The organism is Psychrobacillus sp. L3 (genome assembly GCF_042945595.1).
Classification (GTDB): Bacteria; Bacillota; Bacilli; order Bacillales_A; family Planococcaceae; genus Psychrobacillus.
Map to the genome: position 1 here is coordinate 1,009,997 of NZ_CP168493.1, position 16,857 is coordinate 1,026,853.

The window sequence follows — 16,857 nt, forward strand, 5'->3', positions numbered from 1 at the left end:
CTTTTTTGTTGCATTATTCAATCAAATCGTACAAATATATTGAAAGTTTTGGTAACCTTCGTCATAATGGAGGAAAGTTTGACTAGTAAACCTGTTTATGGGGAAAGGAGAAATATCAATGCTCTATAAACGAAACGAATATTTTAGATATACTTTCGATGAACCGAATGAAGCAACTTTTCGATTAATAAAGGATGCAAGTGAGTCCTCACCAGAAGAAATCTCCAAAAAGGGCAAGTGTTTGATTATCGATATAAGCCCAAATGGAGTAAAAATGTATACGGAGCTTTTTATTGCCATTGAGAAATTAAATCATGTAGAACTGCAAGTAACATTAGACGAAATGCCAATTTCATTAATCGGTGAGTTTGTTTGGTCACACCGTAAAAATGTAGGATATGAATACGGTGTAAGGTTTATCGATGGAGAGAAAAGGGAAAGCTTAATAATAAGCGAACTGAAGAATAGACGAAAAAAAGAAATGGAATCCAAGAAATGATTCTTCTACAATGTTCGACAAAAAATAAAAAAATTCTTTTAATAAAGAAGGATATTTTAAAGGGGATGTAGAAATATACTATAGAGTTATATTAAAGGAGGAGTTTTCATGTTAAACTTTAACATTCGTGGAGAAAATATTGAGGTGACTCCTGCAATTAGAGATCACGTTGAGGGAAAAGTTGAAAAGGTTGCTCGTTATTTCAACGAGGAAATCCAAGCGACAGCCAATGTAAACCTTAAAGTGTATAATGACAGACAGACAAAAGTTGAAGTTACAATTCCTATGAAAAATTTAACTTTACGTGCAGAAGAGCGAAATGCGGATATGTACGCAGCGGTTGATCTAATCGTTGACAAGTTAGAACGTCAAATACGTAAGTACAAAACAAAAGTAAATCGTAAATTCCGTGAACGTGAAGGGGTAGCAGCATATTTTGCTACTGTGGATACACCAGATGCATCTGGTGGTCACTCGGAAGAAGAAGACAACATTGTTCGTACGAAGCAATTTGATTTAAAACCAATGGATCAGGAAGAAGCAGTTTTACAAATGAATATGTTAGGCCATAATTTCTACATTTATACAGATGCAGATTCGAACGGCACACATATCGTTTACAAACGAAAAGATGGTAAATACGGATTAATAGAAACAAACTAATATGATGGTTGACTAGGCATTCATTCAGTCAATATAGCAAAAAACAACTCTCTCCTCCATGCAAGAGGAGAGTTTTTATTTTGTAGAGTGAGAATCAAATCTGTCATATACTTGCTGAATTCAGTTGAAAATTGCTATTTTGGGTCGAATTTCAATTAATATTTGTCCGATACACTTCATCGAAGTAGAACGCTATCGTTGCAAAGCAGCTGTTTTTCTTTTCTAGCGTTCAAACAACTAGTAGTGCAAGGGACATGTTGTTTGCACGGCTTTGTATCCAATGGTAAAATGGAGAGTAAGACTAAATGGGAAGTGAAAAATAGATGCTTGGAGTATTAAATAAAGTATTCGATTTAAATAAACGTGACTTAAAACGATTAGAAAAAGTTGCTGATAAAGTAGAATCATTTGCGAGTGAAATGAATGCCAAGTCAGATGAAGAACTACGTGCCAAAACAGATGAGTTTCGTACTCGTTACGCAAATGGAGAGACATTAGATCAATTATTGCCAGAAGCATTTGCGGTTGTTCGTGAAGGTGCCAAACGTGTACTTGATATGTATCCTTTCCATGTTCAAGTTATGGGATCTGTCGCACTTCATGAAGGTAATATTGCAGAGATGAAAACTGGGGAAGGTAAAACACTTACTTCTACTATGTCCGTTTATTTGAATGCAATTCCAGGGCTTGGGTCACATGTGGTAACAGTGAACGAATATTTATCCAGTCGTGATGCTACGGAAATGGGACAACTATATGAATTTTTAGGAATGTCCGTGGGTTTAAACTTGAATTCATTAACTAAAGAGGAAAAACGGGAAGCTTATGCGGCGGATATTACGTATTCTACGAACAATGAATTAGGATTTGACTACCTTCGGGATAATATGGTGTTGTACAAAGAAGACAAAGTACAACGTCCACTTCACTATGCAGTTATTGATGAAGTTGACTCCATTTTAATCGATGAAGCGAGAACGCCTTTAATTATTTCAGGACAAGCAAATAAAGCCGCACTCCTTTATAAACAAGCAAATGCATTCGTACGTACATTGACAAAAGAAGTTGATTATTCGTATGAAGAGTCAACTAAAGGTGTTACACTAACCGACGCTGGTGTTGAAAAAGTGGAGAATGCATTTGGAATTGAAAACTTATTTGATTTAACACATGTTCGTCTTAACCATGCAGTCAATCAATCATTAAAAGCACATGTGTCCATGCATTTAGATGTGGATTATGTTGTGCAAGACGAAGAGGTTGTCATTGTAGATTCATTTACAGGACGTCTAATGAAAGGTCGTCGCTATAGTGATGGACTGCATCAAGCGATTGAGGCAAAAGAAGGATTAGAAATTCAAAATGAATCGATGACAATGGCGACGATTACGTTCCAAAACTTTTTCCGTATGTACGATAAGTTGTCAGGAATGACTGGTACAGCGAAAACAGAAGAAGAGGAATTCCGTAATATTTATAATATGAATGTTATTGCAATTCCAACGAACCGTCCGATTACAAGGGATGACCGTGCAGATTTAATTTATGCATCTATGAATGGCAAGTATGAAGCGGTTGCTGCAGATATTGCAGAGAGACATAAAATAGGGCAACCTGTTTTGATTGGTACAGTTGCCATTGAAACTTCTGAAATTATATCTAGTTTGTTAACTAAACACGGTATTAAGCATAATGTATTAAATGCGAAGAACCATGAGCATGAAGCGGAAATTATTGCTACTGCTGGGCATAAGGGTTCCGTTACGATTGCAACCAATATGGCTGGTCGTGGTACGGATATTAAGCTTGGTGAAGGTGTAATCGAAGTTGGTGGTCTTGCGGTAATTGGTACGGAACGTCATGAATCTAGACGTATTGATAATCAGTTACGTGGACGTTCAGGTCGTCAAGGAGATCCTGGGATCACACAGTTCTATCTTTCTATGGAAGATGAACTAATGCGTCGTTTTGGTTCGGACAATATGCGCAGTATGATGTCGAAACTTGGCATGGATGATTCTCAACCAATTCAATCTAAAATGGTTTCTCGTGCAGTAGAATCAGCGCAAAAACGTGTCGAAGGAAACAACTTTGATTCACGTAAGCGTCTATTGCAATATGACGATGTGTTACGTCAACAGCGCGAAATTATTTATAAAGAACGTAATGAAGTTCTAGAAACAGAAAATATGCGTTCCTTAGTGGAATCAATGATATTTGGTGCAATCGAGCGTTTAGTAGCATCCCATACAGGCTCCGACAATAAAGCGGAGTGGAGCTTAAAAGGGATTGAAGATTATATGCATGCAAATTTATTGCCAGAAGGAATTATTACGCAACAAAATCTAGAAGGCTTAACTTCAGAAGAGATAGAAGCAAACATTAAAGAGGAAGTAATCCGTTTTTACGATGCGAAAGAAGAAGACTTAACGAGCGAGCGTATGCGTGAATTCGAAAAGGTCGTATTACTTCGTTCAATAGACTCTAAATGGATTGATCATATAGATGCGATGGATCAGCTTCGTCAAGGGATTCATTTGCGTGCATATGGACAAAATGACCCTCTTCGTGAGTATCAAAGTGAAGGTTTTGTTATGTTTGAAGCAATGGTCGAATCCATCCAAGAAGACGTATCAAAATACGCAATGAAGGCAGAAATACGCAATAATCTAGAACGAGAAGAAGTTGCTAAAGGGCAAGCAGTGAATCCAAAAGAAGATGGTGAAACGATTAAGAAAAAGCCAGCTCGCAATGAAGCTGCAGTTGGTCGAAATGTCTTATGTCCTTGTGGTAGTGGTAAAAAGTATAAAAACTGTCACGGTGCCGTACAGTAATCGAGAAAGTCGGAGGAACAAATAATATGGTTGAAATAGCAGTAGTACGAAATGAATTAGATCGAACAGCAGGAAAATTGGAAGACTTCAGGGGGTCTCTTTGACTTAGAAAACAAAGAAATTCGCATCCAAGAACTAGAAGAATTAATGACTTTCCCAGACTTTTGGGACGATTCTCAAGGTGCTCAAAAAGTAATTAATGAGTTAAATGGATTAAAGACAATTGTCGAACAATATAATGACCTTGTTTCCACCCAGGAAAACTTAGAAATGACACTTGAGTTAATCAAAGAAGAGCCAGACGAAGAATTGCAAGAAGAGCTTGGCAATGAATTAAAAGAATTCAGTAGCAAACTAGCTACCTTCGAATTGCAATTACTTTTAAGTGAAGAATATGATAAGCATAATGCGATTTTAGAATTGCATCCAGGAGCTGGTGGTACAGAATCACAAGACTGGGGTTCCATACTACTTCGTATGTATCAACGTTGGGCAGATAAACGTGGTTTTAAAGTGGAGACAATCGATTATTTACCAGGTGATGAGGCTGGTATTAAATCCGTCACGCTACTTATAAAAGGACATAATGCTTATGGTTATTTAAAAGCGGAGAAAGGTGTTCATCGTCTAGTTCGTATTTCACCATTTGACTCTTCTGGCCGTCGTCATACGTCTTTCGTCTCTTGTGAAGTTATGCCAGAATTCACCGACGAAATCGAAATTGAAATTCGCACGGAAGATTTGAAAATCGACACTTACCGCGCAACAGGCGCTGGTGGGCAGCATATTAATACAACCGATTCTGCGGTGCGTATTACTCATTTACCAACGAACTCGGTTGTTACTTGTCAATCTGAACGTTCACAGATTAAAAATCGTGAACACGCAATGAAACTATTAAAATCAAAATTGTACCAATTAAAAATTGAAGAGCAAGAAGCACAACTTGCTGAAATTCGTGGTGAACAAAAAGAAATCGGATGGGGAAGTCAAATCCGCTCTTATGTTTTCCATCCATATTCGATGGTAAAAGATCATCGTACAAGTGAAGAAAGCGGCAATGTGCACGCTGTAGTTGACGGTGAGTTGGACCAATTTATACACGCATATTTACGTTCAAGAATAAATTAATAGACAGGAATTATAAACGAGATGCCCAGAAAGACAGGGCATCTCGTTTTATTAAAATGGAGGAATCGGTCGGATATGTCCGATAATCGGTCGAATGTAGCCAACAATCGGTCGAATGTAGCCAACAATCGGTCGGAAAAATACGAATTTAATGTTCTATCTCTTTAATACGCCGCTTTACTGAAGTTCACAAACTTCCCTTCTGTTGTTATACTAGTTCGGGCATCAATCAGAAACTTTATTAGAAAGAGGATAAAAATGACCACGAATAACAGAAAACACAAAGAACTTCCTCCATTACTGGAGCAAGGAAGAGACTATTTATATATCATTATTGGAGCTGCAATAATTGCGATTGGTTTTAATGTATTTTTATTGCCAAATCAAGTTGCTTCAGGTGGTGTAAGTGGAATTAGTACGATATTAAAAGGAGTTCTTGGGTGGGAACCAGGACTTGTTCAATATGCTTTTAATATCCCCTTATTTATCGCAGGTTTGTTTTTTTTAGGAGCAAAATTTGGGATTAAATCATTTGTAGGCACACTTACATTACCAGCCGTTGTTTTATTCACTTCAAGTTGGGAGCCGTGGACTACGAATCCTCTATTGGGTGCTTTGTTTGGAGGTATTACGATTGGTCTAGGTTTAGGTATCGTTTTCCGCGGCGGAGCATCCACAGGTGGTACAGACTTAGCTGCACAAATTATTACGAAGTATACAGGTTTTTCTCTAGGCAAAAGTGTATTACTAATCGATGGATTAATTGTACTTAGTGCTGCTTTTGTTTTTGACATTGAAAAAGCACTTTATGCATTGATTGCGCTATTTGTCACAACAAAAACAATTGATATTATCCAACTTGGATTTAGTCAATCAAAAATGATTTATATTATTACGAATAAACAAGAAGAAATAAGGAATGCTATATATAAAGAAATAGATAGAGGGGTGACGAAACTTCCAGCAATTGGTGGGTACACCGATGAAGAGCGGCCGATATTAATGGTGGTGGCATATCAATCAGAATTCACAAAGTTGAAACAATTAGTCAAAACGCTTGATCCTACTGCATTTGTCATAGTATCAGATGCATACGAAGTTCTAGGAGAAGGTTTTAAAAAGTATTAAAGTTGGTACAATAAGAAGGTAAGACAACTATAGTTGAGGGAGGATTTATTATGAACAAGAAACTATTAGCTGTAATTTTTGGAACAGTATTATTGTTAGCGGCATGTGGTGGAGCAAAAACGGACAAAACCGCAACAGAAACTACTACGGGGACGACAACAACTGAAACTGCCAAAGTAGATCCAGAAAAAATTGTACAAGCAAAATGTACTACTTGTCACGGAGGAAACTTACAAGGTCAAGGAGGCACCCCAAATCTAATGACTGTAGGATCTCGACTATCTAAAGATGAAATTTTGAATGTACTTAAAAATGGTCGAGGTGGAATGCCAGGTGGACTTGTTTCCGGAGATGAAGCGGAAGCAGTAGCTACATGGTTATCGAATAATAAATAACGCATTCGTATGTACTAGTTTCGACAATAAAAGCAAGCATATTCTTCCTAATAATAAATCAGTTGCTCATTCGTAGCAGCTGATTTTTTTGTTAATAAGGGAGGAAATTAGACGTTATATGTAGAATATAAGGATAAATAGGGAATTTGTATGTAAATAAATTATCCTATTTCCTAAAGATTAACCAAAAGAAGATGGGTGTGTCACCTAATATTACCTACTAATTGAAATGTAATTGTAACAAAAGAAGCGAGTTCTAATGTTATAATAAGCATGTCGAAATTTATCAAGTGAAATAAATAGGTGGTTTAAAAATGATAGAAATGTTAAACGTTTACAAAAAATACCCAAATGGAATTGTTGCTGCGAATGGTATTGACGTAGAAATTAAACAAGGTGAATTCGTCTATGTTGTTGGACCAAGTGGTGCAGGAAAATCGACATTCATTAAAATGATGTATCGAGAAGAGCGTCCAACTTCTGGCGATATTTTTATTAACGGGGTTAATTTAGCAACTTTGAAGCCTTCAAAAGTACCATATTTAAGAAGACAAATTGGGGTTGTTTTTCAAGACTTTAAATTACTTCCTCGTTTGAATGTATATGAGAACATTGCCTTTGCTTTGGAAGTAATTGAAGAAACTCCTAAAGTAATTCGCAAACGCGTAATGGACGTACTAGAACTTGTCGGTCTCAAGCATAAAGCAAGGATGTTTCCAACGGAGCTTTCTGGTGGGGAGCAGCAAAGAGTGTCTATTGCTCGATCTATTGTAAATACACCAAAATTAGTTATTGCAGATGAGCCAACTGGAAATTTAGATCCTGATACTTCATGGGAAATTATGAATATTTTCGAAGAAATTAATTCACGAGGAACTACCATTATTATGGCAACTCATAATAGGGAAATTGTTAATACAATAAGACACCGTGTTATCGCTGTAGAGGGTGGATTAATCACTCGGGATGAATACGGAGGAGATTACGGTTATGAAAGCTAGAACAGCAGGAAGGCACTTCAGGGATAGCCTTAAGAGTATTAGTCGTAATGGATGGATGACCTTTGCTTCGGTAAGTGCAGTGACGGTTACGTTATTGCTTGTAGGTGTATTCGTCATGATAATGATGAATTTAAGTAAAGTTGCGGACGATCTTGAAAAAGATGTCGAAATTAAAGTAATTGTTGAATTGACAGCAGATGATGCTTCCATTTCGAAATTAAAAGAAGAAATAAAGCACACAACAGGCGTAGCAGAAGTTTTATATTCGCCAAAAGAAGATGAGTTGAATAAATTAGTCTTGGATTTTGGAGATGACCTACTTTTATTTGAACAACAGAACCCTTTACATAATGTGTTTGTTGTGAAAGCTAAAAATCCGCAAGAAACAGAAGTAGTAGCGAAAAAAATTGACCGGTTAGATAACACATTCGAAGTGAAATACGGTGAAGGAAAAATAGAAAGACTATTTTCTTTCTTGAACACAAGTAGAAATGTAGGGTTAGTATTAATATTAGCTTTATTGTTCACCGCAATGTTTCTAATTTCTAATACTATTCGTATTACTATCGTGGCAAGAAGAAGAGATATTGAAATTATGAAACTTGTAGGTGCAACAAACTGGTTTATACGAATTCCATTTATTTTAGAAGGAATGTGGCTCGGTATTCTAGGATCTATTATTCCAATCACTTTAGTTTCCGTACTCTACTACAATATCTATAAGATGTTAGAGCCAAAACTGGCGCAAGGAAATCTATTCAAACTGCTCGATTATTCTCCTTTTATTTATCAAGTAGATGCTTTGATATTATTAATGGGTGTATTAATAGGAGTCTGGGGTAGTTTCATGTCAGTTCGTAAATTTTTACGCGTTTAAGAGGATGAGAGGAGCAATACGTTTTGAGAAAACAGTCTAAATGGAAGCTACGTATATTAATCGTAGCTACATCAGCAGCACTTTTATTCACAGGACCAAGTGCACTAGCTAATTCTTTAAATGATTTAAAAAATGAAAAGAAACAATTAGAACAAAAAAAAGATTCGATTCATTCGAATATTAAAGAAACAGAAAATAAAATCGGTCAAAATATGTCGAAAATCGACCAAATCATGGCGCAAATAAAAGCGTTAGATTCTGAAATAATAGAAACTGAGAACAAAATCTCTACTGTTTTGAATGAAATCAAATTAACAACCAATGAGATTGAAAAATTACATGCGTCCATTACCGAATTGGAACGTAAAATTGAAGAGCGTGATGAACTTTTAAAAGAGCGCATTCGTGCAGTCCAAGTAAGTGGTGGATCCGTCAGCTACTTAGATGTATTACTTGGAGCAAATAGCTTCATCGATTTTATTGACCGTTTTTCAGCTGTTAGTACCCTAATGGAAGCGGATCGGGCAATTCTAAAAGAACAAGCAGATGATAAAAAACAATTAGAAGAACAAAAAGTAAGCTTAGAGAAAAAGTTAAATGACCAAGAAGAAAGAAAAAAAAATTTAGGTAACTTAAAAGCTTCTTTAGATAAACAAAAAGATTCAAAAGGAACGCTTATCGATCAATTAGAGGCTGAACAAGCTAAGTTAAATACGCAGAAGCAAGAGTTGGAAACTGAATATGATGATATATTGGAATTAAGTGAAGATGTTCAACATCAAATTGTTGCGGAGCAAAAACGTTTAGCAGAAGTTGCTAGAAAAGCAGCCGAAGAGAAAAAACGTAAAGCAGCTGAAGAACGTAAGCGTCAGCAAGCTGCTAGTGGTTCTTCCGTAGCAATTCCAGATGTTTCTCCAGGATCATGGACGAAACCCGCAAATGGGCGAATAACTTCAGGTTTTGGCTCTAGAATACATCCAATTTATGGTGCAGAAAAAATGCATTACGGAACTGATTTCGCAAATAGTATCGGTACGCCAGTTGTCTCAGCTGCTGATGGTGTAGTTTCATACGCTTCTCCACTAAGTACCTACGGAAATGTTATTATGGTAACACACTCGATTGATGGTGAAGTTTTCACTTCATTGTATGCACATTTGAGCAGTATAAAAGTAACTGTTGGACAAGTTGTTTCAAAAGGCCAAATTATTGGAGCGATCGGAACGACTGGTAACTCTACTGGACCTCATTTACATTTTGAAATTCATATTGGATACTGGGAAGGTATGGCGAAAAATGCCGTCAATCCTCTAAGATATATTTCACTATAATAAGCGGCTAATATCGCTTCAAGCTGTAGACAAACTCGATAAAAATCGAGTTTGTCTACAGTTTTTTTCTTTTAAAATAGAAAACAGGAAAAATGGAGGTCGGAAAAAGATACTCGTTTTCCGAGGACGAAGCTCCCAGCCTCCTCCTTGTCTCCGCTTCGTGCGGGGTCTAGCTGGTCCGTACTTCCGTTAGAGAGTAGGCAAACATTTGGTCGCTTTCACAGTGAGGCTGGTTACTTTCATCTAATAACGGTCATTCTTTGCCATTAATACCCTTATCCGTAACTTCATTTATCCGAACAAAAGTCTTCTCAGAAAAGATTGCACTTTTATTCAGCTCAATAAGTGATTTTTCGAAATATATAATGTTAAAACAACAAATTAGTATTCTCCATGCGATTATGCATATAATAGGAGCGGTAGAATATTCTTAAATTCAAATAGCTGCTGCAAACTAATTGGAGGGGGAAAAGCTGTGAAGAAAAAAATAATCGGTTTAGTAGCCGTTGCATGTTTAGTTGCAATTGCGACCATTTCGTTTGTAAAAAATAATGTAGATAAGACCGAAGCATTAGCAAATGAACAGCTAGGAACTGATTTAGCTACTGATCCTGCAAATGAAGGCGTTGGAAAAGGAGATAGTGCCCCAAACTTTAAACTTACTACGCTGGAAGGAAAAGAAGTATCTTTAGCAGATTATAAAGGAAAAAAAGTCGTCTTAAACTTTTGGGCAACTTGGTGTCCTCCTTGTAAAGCGGAAATGCCTCATATGCAAAACTATTACGAAGATATGGCAGTGAAAGAAAATGTAGAAATCTTAGCGGTTAATTTGGATTCGGGAATGGATAATGTAAAAGCATTTCAAGAAGATTATGCATTAAGTTTCCCTATTCTTTTAGATGAAGAAGGTAAAGTAGGGAAAATCTATCAAGCTATTACGATTCCTACTACATATATAATCGATACAAATGGAACGATTCAAAATAAAATAGTTGGCCCGATGGATGAACAAATGCTGACGGATTTAGTTAAAAGTCTTAATGAATAGCCGATTTTTGTGCAAGTATTAAACTCCAATCTTTTCACATATATTAGTGGAAAAGTAGGAGGTATAGCTTGCGCAAAAGTCGGATTTTTTTATATGTTTTTTTGTTTATTATTTTGATAGGTGTAGTGTATTTTTGGGTCGGGAAATCTTCAACGAAACAACAAGTGACTATTAGTAATAGTCAAGTAATTGATGAGGCATTTCAATTAATTAAAAAAGAAGCGGTATTTTCCAAAAATGATAAGCAAATAGTAGAAGGTGCAATTCGTGGAATGGCACAGGCACTAGATGATCCACATAGTACTTATTTAACTGAAGAAGAAGCAACTGCACATGATGCATCTCTTGCAGAAGAGCGTGTTGGGATTGGAGCAGAAATAGCAATTTCAGATGGAAAATTTATCGTAGTTGCGCCACTGAAAGACTCTCCCGCATTTAAAGCAGGTTTGAAACCACAAGATGAAATTGTTCGAGTGAACGGCGAGAGACTCAATGGAAAAACTTTATCGGATCTTGTGAAAATGTTAAGTGGAGAAAAAGGAACGAGTCTCAAAATGACCGTTTATCGTTCAAGCGAGGAACGGCATGTGGAACTACATATGAAACGGGAAACGATTGCCATGCATTCAGTTTCGAGTGAAGTATATGAAGTGGATGGATATTCGATTGGAATTGTTGCCATTTCTATATTCGGAGAAAAAACTGGTGAGGAATGGAAAACACAAACAAAATCATTAGTGGATAGAGGAATTGAGGGTCTACTTATTGATGTGAGAGGAAATCCAGGCGGTTATTTGTATAGCGTGTCTGCTATTGTTAGTACGCTACTTGAAAATGGGAAGACGTTTGCTTATATGCAAGATCCAAATGGAGTGCTTGAGATGCTAAACACGGAAAGTAAGGAAAAGCCTTATTTGAATAAAATTCCAGTCGTCTTATTGCAAAATGGTACCAGTGCCTCTGCTAGTGAAGTTTTAGCTGGAGCATTAAAAGATAATAAACGTGCGATGATCGTTGGAGAAACAAGCTATGGAAAAGGCACTGTCCAAGAAACACATCCTCTTTCAAATGGGGGTAAACTAAAAATTTCCACACATAAATGGCTTACACCAAAGCAAGAATGGATTCATCACAAAGGAATTCAAGCAGATTTGAAAGTAGAGCCAAATGAATTGTACACAATGGATGTTAAATATCCACATGGAGAATTTAGAGTGGGAGATTATGGAGAAGAAATAAAGTACGCTCAAAATATACTTGCTGCTTTAGGATACAATATTGTTCGAAAAGATGGTTATTTTGATGAAGATACCATGAAGGCAGTAGAAAAATACCGTGAAGAAAATAAATTAGAATCTAATAATGAAATAGATGATGTATTCTTCCAGTCACTTTCTAAAAATATTAGTGATTATAAGAGTCTAAAAGAAAACGATAAGCAATTGCAAATGGGGATAAGTTATTTAATTCATGACTTGAAAAAATAAGATTATTCTAAAATCCTATACGCAAAGCCTCTCCCTTTTGTTACAATAATAGAATGGATAGTCTGTAAGAGATGGGGGTGCGTAAAGTGGAAGATATTTTGATCGATTTGGCTAAAGGAATAGGAGTATTTTTTCTACATCCTGCAGTATATATTACGCTTCTTTTTTCTATATTAATTGGTTATTTTCGTGTGAAGAGAGAAAGAAAACATTTCCGCGCTAGAATATTATGGGGTTGGACAGAGTTCAAGCACTTACTGGATGGGTATGTCTGGGCAATAATCCTTTCTGTTCTTAGCATAGCAATAGGTCTTGTCGTTCCATCTTCTTGGTTATTTAGTTATAGTGCATGGATGATTTTATTTATATTACTATTTGTGTACCAACTTGGCTCTGCCATTTATGCGATGGCACTTGGAGTTGTTACGTTGTATGTGATGAATAGGTACGATTGGACTTTTCCTAATTTTACTGGATTTAATATTATGCAAGAAGCAGTTGTTCCAATAGCAATTTTAGCTGGCTTGTTGTTAATTGTGGAAGGTATTCTTATACAAAAGCATGGCGCAACAAATGCCTCTCCGAAACTAGTGAAAACAGCAAGAGGTAGCAAAGCAATTGAATATGTAACGAAACGCTTATGGTTATTACCTGTTTTATTAGTTGTACCAGGAGAAGTCATTTCTACCTATCTCCCATATTGGCCGCAATTTAGATTAGGAGAATCAACATTTTCACTAATTTTATTTCCATTTGTCATTGGATTCCAGCAAAAAAGCAGAAGAACATTGGCAGTGGAGTTTTTCCCTCGCTATGGGAAACAAGTTTGGCAATTAGGGATAGCAATCCTAGTTATAGCAGCAGTAGGGTATATCATGCCGCTTATTAGTGGAGTTGCTTTAATCATCGGGGTTATTGCTAGATTATTGCTTTCATATATTGCCTATAAAAAAGAAACGTCCGGAACTTTTGCTGTTTCTCCTCAGTCTAAAGGTGTTATGATTGCAGGTGTTTTAGAAGATTCACCAGCAGAGAAAATGGGACTTCTCATCGGTGAGTGTATTGTTAAAGTAAACGGACACAAAGTGACGAACGAGAACGAACTTTATGAAGCCGTTCAAATTAATGCAGCTCACTGTCGCTTAGAAATAGTAGATGTGGGTGGAGAACTCCGTTTACGGCAACATATATTGTTCAAACATGATCATTATCGACTAGGCTTAATATTAGTTAGGTAGGAGGAGTTATGGAATCATTATCGGTATCAACACAAATAATATTAGCCATTTTTTCTCCAGCACTTCTCGTCCTATTATTTACACGAATTACATTTAATCATTATGTCGCATTAATCTTGACGGTTGCACTATTTGCAGCATCGGTCTATGCTGGCTACACGCATAGATGGTGGATCTATATGATAGATGCTGCATCTTTAACCATTGGATTTTGGTACGTCACCCATATGAGAAATAAAAAAGAATCCGCCTCTTAAAAAATAAGAGTGCGGATTTTTTATAGGAGAGAAATATAAGGAAGCGAGTCTGTTGATTATCCATCTTCTTCTATTTAATGAAACGAGATACTGGCTTACAGTTTTATGTTTCAGTTAGCTTTTTAGAAATAGTGCGAACTAATAATATACCGCTAGGATTTCCACTTCAGGGCGGACGCTTTCCGCGGGCATGGCTTCAGCCGCTTCCTTCGCTGGCGCTCAGTCCAGGGTCTTCAGCTCATGCTATTCCCGCTGGAGTCGCCGCCCTTTCGCTACAATCCAATAGAGCTTGCTAGTTATTCAAAGTCGGGTAATTACGTATAAAAAGGTGAAGAATAAATGCTTTTCCAACTAAACTTCCCTTTTTTCCAACTAAATGCTCTAAAATTCCAACTAAATATTAAAAGGTGCCACAAGCAAAGTGGTTATTTGTTAGTACGCATTATTGATCGTGTGTCCAATTAATAAGTGTCATCTCATTCCAAGTAAACCCATTATATTGAGGGGATGGTCGCGTTCAGTAGCTAGTTTGTCAAGTTCATCCATTTATTGAATTTTATTTTAGACAATACTTCATAACATTTAATGGCGAGTAGTGATACTGACTAGTTAGCAAATATGGTGGATTGTAGCGGAAGGGCGGCGACTCCTGCCGGATGAGGGAGACAGATGTGCCATCACAAGCGGCGCGCATGCGTCGGTGATGGCACATCGCTCACCCGGCGGAAAGCGTCCGCCCTGCAGCGGAAATCCCAACGGTAACTTTCTTACGACACACTATATCTACAGTAAGACGGAAGACTAATCGTAGATCGACCTAAATGTATTAGTTGGAAAAAATATGATAATCAACAGTCATGATAAGGAAGTGAATAACCGAAGTTCAAGTAGCTATAACGCAAGATTGTTCTTTCAAATCGCAAATGCACTGCCCTTCTTCTAATAGAAAACTATAATTGCAATAATCCACTATGTATCTATAATACTCAAATATTTTTCAAAACAATAAACTATAAACTGCTAAAACTCCAATTGTTCCTAGCACAACTACCATTACATTTGTAGAGATAATGGCTAGTGTGAATGCGACAACTGCACCAATAAGTCCAAATAATAAATTCCCTTGTTGCACATATAAAATAGCTGGGAAAATTAATGCTCCTAGGACTGCAAATGGTATATTGCTTAATACACCTGAGATAACAGGGGGTAATTTTTTACCTTCTAAAAAAGTAAGCGGGAAAACCCTAGGGATATATGTGACAAGAGCCATTCCAAATATCGTCCACCAATACCAAGCACCCATAAGTTTAGGCTCCTTCCGGCAAGTTTAGGCTTTGTCTTGCATAAATAATTTCGACAAAAATAGAAGACGCAAGCGTAGCGACTAAAATAGCCCAACCTGTTGATAATAAACCTGTCCAATAAAAAAATCCGTTTATAATAGCAGCAAACAGCGCTAGCATCACTACTTTTCGATTGCCGCGCATAGAAGGGACTAGTAACCCAACGAACATGGCGTATAAAGCAATTGACATAGCTGCTTGTAAAAAGGCAGGTAGGTTAGCTCCTATGATATGTCCAATAGCGGTAAATAAAACCCAACTGCTATAGCCAATTAAGGCAACACCAAAGGCAAAAGAAGTTTGTACTTTCTCTTCTTTCTGTGTTGCTAATACGGAAAAAGATTCATCCGTTATCCCAAAAGCATAAATTCCTTTAACCCATCTCTTTTCACTATGCATCTTTTCATTCAGCGCAGCCGTCATTAAGAAGTGACGAATGTTGACGACAAATGTATTTAAAACTATTAAAATAGGATCCACGCCATTTGAAATAAGCGTTAATGACATATATTGAGATGCACCGGCAAATACAAAAATGCTCATTGCAGTTGCTTCCACAATAGAAAGTCCAGTCGTTTTTGCTAATAAACCAAATGTTAATGCAACAGGGAAGTAGCCAATTGCAATACTAATCCCTGCTCTTAAACCTTTTACAAATGAATTATTATTCATAATAAGCTTTAAACCCCTTTTAAAATACGAATGAACAAATTATACTATATATCTATAGTTTTATACATATGAAAATTGGGAATAGTATAAATATACATACATGTGAACGAAAAGCATTATTAAACAAGTTTCATTTCCACATAATGAAAAAAATACTTATTAATATCATAGAGGAGAGTCATCATGCCTAGCTGGTTTTCATTTGAAACATTGACTAATTTGACACAAGATTACCGAGCACTTGGACCGTTGACTGGCCTTCTTCTACCTTTCTTAGAAGCTTTTTTACCTTTTTTACCATTAGTCGTTTTTATTATAGCGAATGTCAATGCATACGGAATTTTATTGGGATTTTTATTGTCTTGGATAGGTTCTGCTGCGGGTGCATACACGGTATTTTTAGTGATCCGAAAATATGGACGAGCAAGAGCTTTAGGTTTTATTACTAGGCATGAAAGAATTCAAAAGTTAATATTATGGGTAGAGAGAAATGGTTTTGGTCCATTGTTTTTACTTATATGCTTTCCTTTTACTCCATCCGCTCTTATTAACATAGTTGCTGGATTGTCAAATATAAAAAAGAAAACGTACTTATGGACGGTCACATTAGGTAAATTAATCATGATCTTAGTCGTAAGTTTCATCGGGTCAGACATAAAAGCACTTGTAACCCAGCCAATAAGAACGATAATAGTAGCCCTCATTATAGTTATTCTTTGGTTTGTAGGAAAGAGTGTGGAAAAAAGAATAAATAATAAAGTAGAAGCAGACTTTATATCCATTCCTGCGGAGAGACGAACTAAAAAGTGAAATTAGTGGAATTTTTAAAAAAGAATGTATATGGAATTGTTTGCTAGGTAAGTCCTAGATACAGATGGATTCTGGTTAGTTAAGGGTTGCTCTAATCTTGCAAGGGTTTGATCTGGACTATTTTTTACTTTTATCGTTTA

General features: G+C 36.6%; 16 protein-coding genes. 14 read left to right on the forward strand and 2 right to left on the reverse strand.

The window, feature by feature from the left end; genetic code table 11:
* Positions 1-118: 118 nt before the first annotated feature.
* The 13 genes from ACEPXD_RS04730 (at position 119) to ACEPXD_RS04790 (ending at position 13,889) form a co-directional block, all read left to right on the forward strand.
* On the forward strand, positions 119-499 hold the full coding sequence (locus ACEPXD_RS04730) for a PilZ domain-containing protein (RefSeq protein ID WP_391120418.1): 381 nt from the start codon (positions 119-121) through the stop codon (positions 497-499).
* Between the two features lie 108 nt (positions 500-607).
* Complete coding sequence (gene hpf / locus ACEPXD_RS04735) at positions 608-1,162, forward strand: ribosome hibernation-promoting factor, HPF/YfiA family (protein WP_391120420.1); 555 nt, start codon at positions 608-610, stop codon at positions 1,160-1,162.
* Between the two features lie 323 nt (positions 1,163-1,485).
* Complete coding sequence (gene secA / locus ACEPXD_RS04740) at positions 1,486-3,996, forward strand: preprotein translocase subunit SecA (protein ID WP_391120422.1); 2,511 nt, start codon at positions 1,486-1,488, stop codon at positions 3,994-3,996.
* Positions 3,997-4,022: 26 nt separating this feature from the next.
* A protein-coding gene (gene prfB, locus ACEPXD_RS04745) for a peptide chain release factor 2 (protein WP_391120424.1) occupies positions 4,023-5,127 on the forward strand; the annotation gives its coding sequence in 2 pieces (ribosomal slippage) (positions 4,023-4,097 and positions 4,099-5,127; 1,104 coding nt in all).
* 258 nt (positions 5,128-5,385) lie between these two features.
* Positions 5,386-6,255, forward strand: a complete 870-nt coding sequence (locus ACEPXD_RS04750) for a YitT family protein (protein WP_391120426.1) — start codon at positions 5,386-5,388, stop codon at positions 6,253-6,255.
* 50 nt (positions 6,256-6,305) lie between these two features.
* The gene (gene cccB, locus ACEPXD_RS04755) at positions 6,306-6,650 is read left to right on the forward strand and encodes a cytochrome c551 (protein ID WP_391120428.1); all 345 of its coding nucleotides are present in this window, start codon (positions 6,306-6,308) and stop codon (positions 6,648-6,650) included.
* Positions 6,651-6,964: 314 nt separating this feature from the next.
* Positions 6,965-7,651: a cell division ATP-binding protein FtsE gene (gene ftsE, locus ACEPXD_RS04760; RefSeq protein ID WP_391120430.1), complete on the forward strand. Its 687-nt coding sequence runs from the start codon at positions 6,965-6,967 to the stop codon at positions 7,649-7,651.
* Positions 7,641-8,528: a permease-like cell division protein FtsX gene (gene ftsX / locus ACEPXD_RS04765; protein WP_391120432.1), complete on the forward strand. Its 888-nt coding sequence runs from the start codon at positions 7,641-7,643 to the stop codon at positions 8,526-8,528. Before ftsE ends, ftsX begins: the two co-directional genes overlap by 11 nt.
* 23 nt (positions 8,529-8,551) lie before the next feature.
* Positions 8,552-9,859 (forward strand): murein hydrolase activator EnvC family protein, encoded by a 1,308-nt coding sequence (locus ACEPXD_RS04770; protein WP_391120434.1) that lies wholly within the window; start codon positions 8,552-8,554, stop codon positions 9,857-9,859.
* Positions 9,860-10,334: 475 nt separating this feature from the next.
* Positions 10,335-10,907: a peroxiredoxin family protein gene (locus tag ACEPXD_RS04775; protein ID WP_391120436.1), complete on the forward strand. Its 573-nt coding sequence runs from the start codon at positions 10,335-10,337 to the stop codon at positions 10,905-10,907.
* A gap of 68 nt (positions 10,908-10,975) precedes the next feature.
* A complete protein-coding gene (locus ACEPXD_RS04780) occupies positions 10,976-12,394 on the forward strand; it encodes a S41 family peptidase (RefSeq protein WP_391120438.1) in 1,419 nt (472 codons plus the stop codon).
* A gap of 86 nt (positions 12,395-12,480) precedes the next feature.
* A complete protein-coding gene (locus ACEPXD_RS04785; RefSeq protein WP_391120440.1) occupies positions 12,481-13,632 on the forward strand; it encodes a PDZ domain-containing protein in 1,152 nt (383 codons plus the stop codon).
* A gap of 8 nt (positions 13,633-13,640) precedes the next feature.
* Complete coding sequence (locus ACEPXD_RS04790; RefSeq protein ID WP_391120442.1) at positions 13,641-13,889, forward strand: CsbA family protein; 249 nt, start codon at positions 13,641-13,643, stop codon at positions 13,887-13,889.
* A 997-nt stretch (positions 13,890-14,886) separates the two neighbouring features.
* Here ACEPXD_RS04790 and ACEPXD_RS04795 read toward each other — a convergent pair.
* Together ACEPXD_RS04795 and ACEPXD_RS04800 are read right to left on the reverse strand one after the other, a co-directional pair.
* Entirely contained in the window at positions 14,887-15,195 is a 309-nt protein-coding gene (locus ACEPXD_RS04795; RefSeq protein WP_391120444.1) for an AzlD domain-containing protein, read from the reverse strand.
* Between the two features lie 4 nt (positions 15,196-15,199).
* Positions 15,200-15,907, reverse strand: a complete 708-nt coding sequence (locus ACEPXD_RS04800) for an AzlC family ABC transporter permease (RefSeq protein ID WP_391120446.1) — start codon at positions 15,905-15,907, stop codon at positions 15,200-15,202.
* Positions 15,908-16,090: 183 nt separating this feature from the next.
* On the opposite strand from ACEPXD_RS04800, the gene ACEPXD_RS04805 reads away from it, so the two are divergent.
* A complete protein-coding gene (locus tag ACEPXD_RS04805; RefSeq protein WP_391120448.1) occupies positions 16,091-16,717 on the forward strand; it encodes a TVP38/TMEM64 family protein in 627 nt (208 codons plus the stop codon).
* Positions 16,718-16,857 lie beyond the last annotated feature (140 nt).

What these genes read in the sequence shown, in the direction of transcription:
- ftsE (WP_391120430.1), top strand. Translation starts at nt 6,965, where the DNA reads ATGATAGAAATGTTAAACGTTTACAAAAAATACCCAAATGGAATTGTT.
- ACEPXD_RS04730 (WP_391120418.1), top strand. Translation starts at nt 119, where the DNA reads ATGCTCTATAAACGAAACGAATATTTTAGATATACTTTCGATGAACCG.
- hpf (WP_391120420.1), top strand. Translation starts at nt 608, where the DNA reads ATGTTAAACTTTAACATTCGTGGAGAAAATATTGAGGTGACTCCTGCA.
- ACEPXD_RS04750 (WP_391120426.1), top strand. Translation starts at nt 5,386, where the DNA reads ATGACCACGAATAACAGAAAACACAAAGAACTTCCTCCATTACTGGAG.
- ACEPXD_RS04805 (WP_391120448.1), top strand. Translation starts at nt 16,091, where the DNA reads ATGCCTAGCTGGTTTTCATTTGAAACATTGACTAATTTGACACAAGAT.
- ACEPXD_RS04800 (WP_391120446.1), bottom strand. Translation starts at nt 15,907, where the DNA reads ATGAATAATAATTCATTTGTAAAAGGTTTAAGAGCAGGGATTAGTATT.
- secA (WP_391120422.1), top strand. Translation starts at nt 1,486, where the DNA reads ATGCTTGGAGTATTAAATAAAGTATTCGATTTAAATAAACGTGACTTA.
- ftsX (WP_391120432.1), top strand. Translation starts at nt 7,641, where the DNA reads ATGAAAGCTAGAACAGCAGGAAGGCACTTCAGGGATAGCCTTAAGAGT.
- cccB (WP_391120428.1), top strand. Translation starts at nt 6,306, where the DNA reads ATGAACAAGAAACTATTAGCTGTAATTTTTGGAACAGTATTATTGTTA.
- ACEPXD_RS04790 (WP_391120442.1), top strand. Translation starts at nt 13,641, where the DNA reads ATGGAATCATTATCGGTATCAACACAAATAATATTAGCCATTTTTTCT.
- ACEPXD_RS04795 (WP_391120444.1), bottom strand. Translation starts at nt 15,195, where the DNA reads ATGGGTGCTTGGTATTGGTGGACGATATTTGGAATGGCTCTTGTCACA.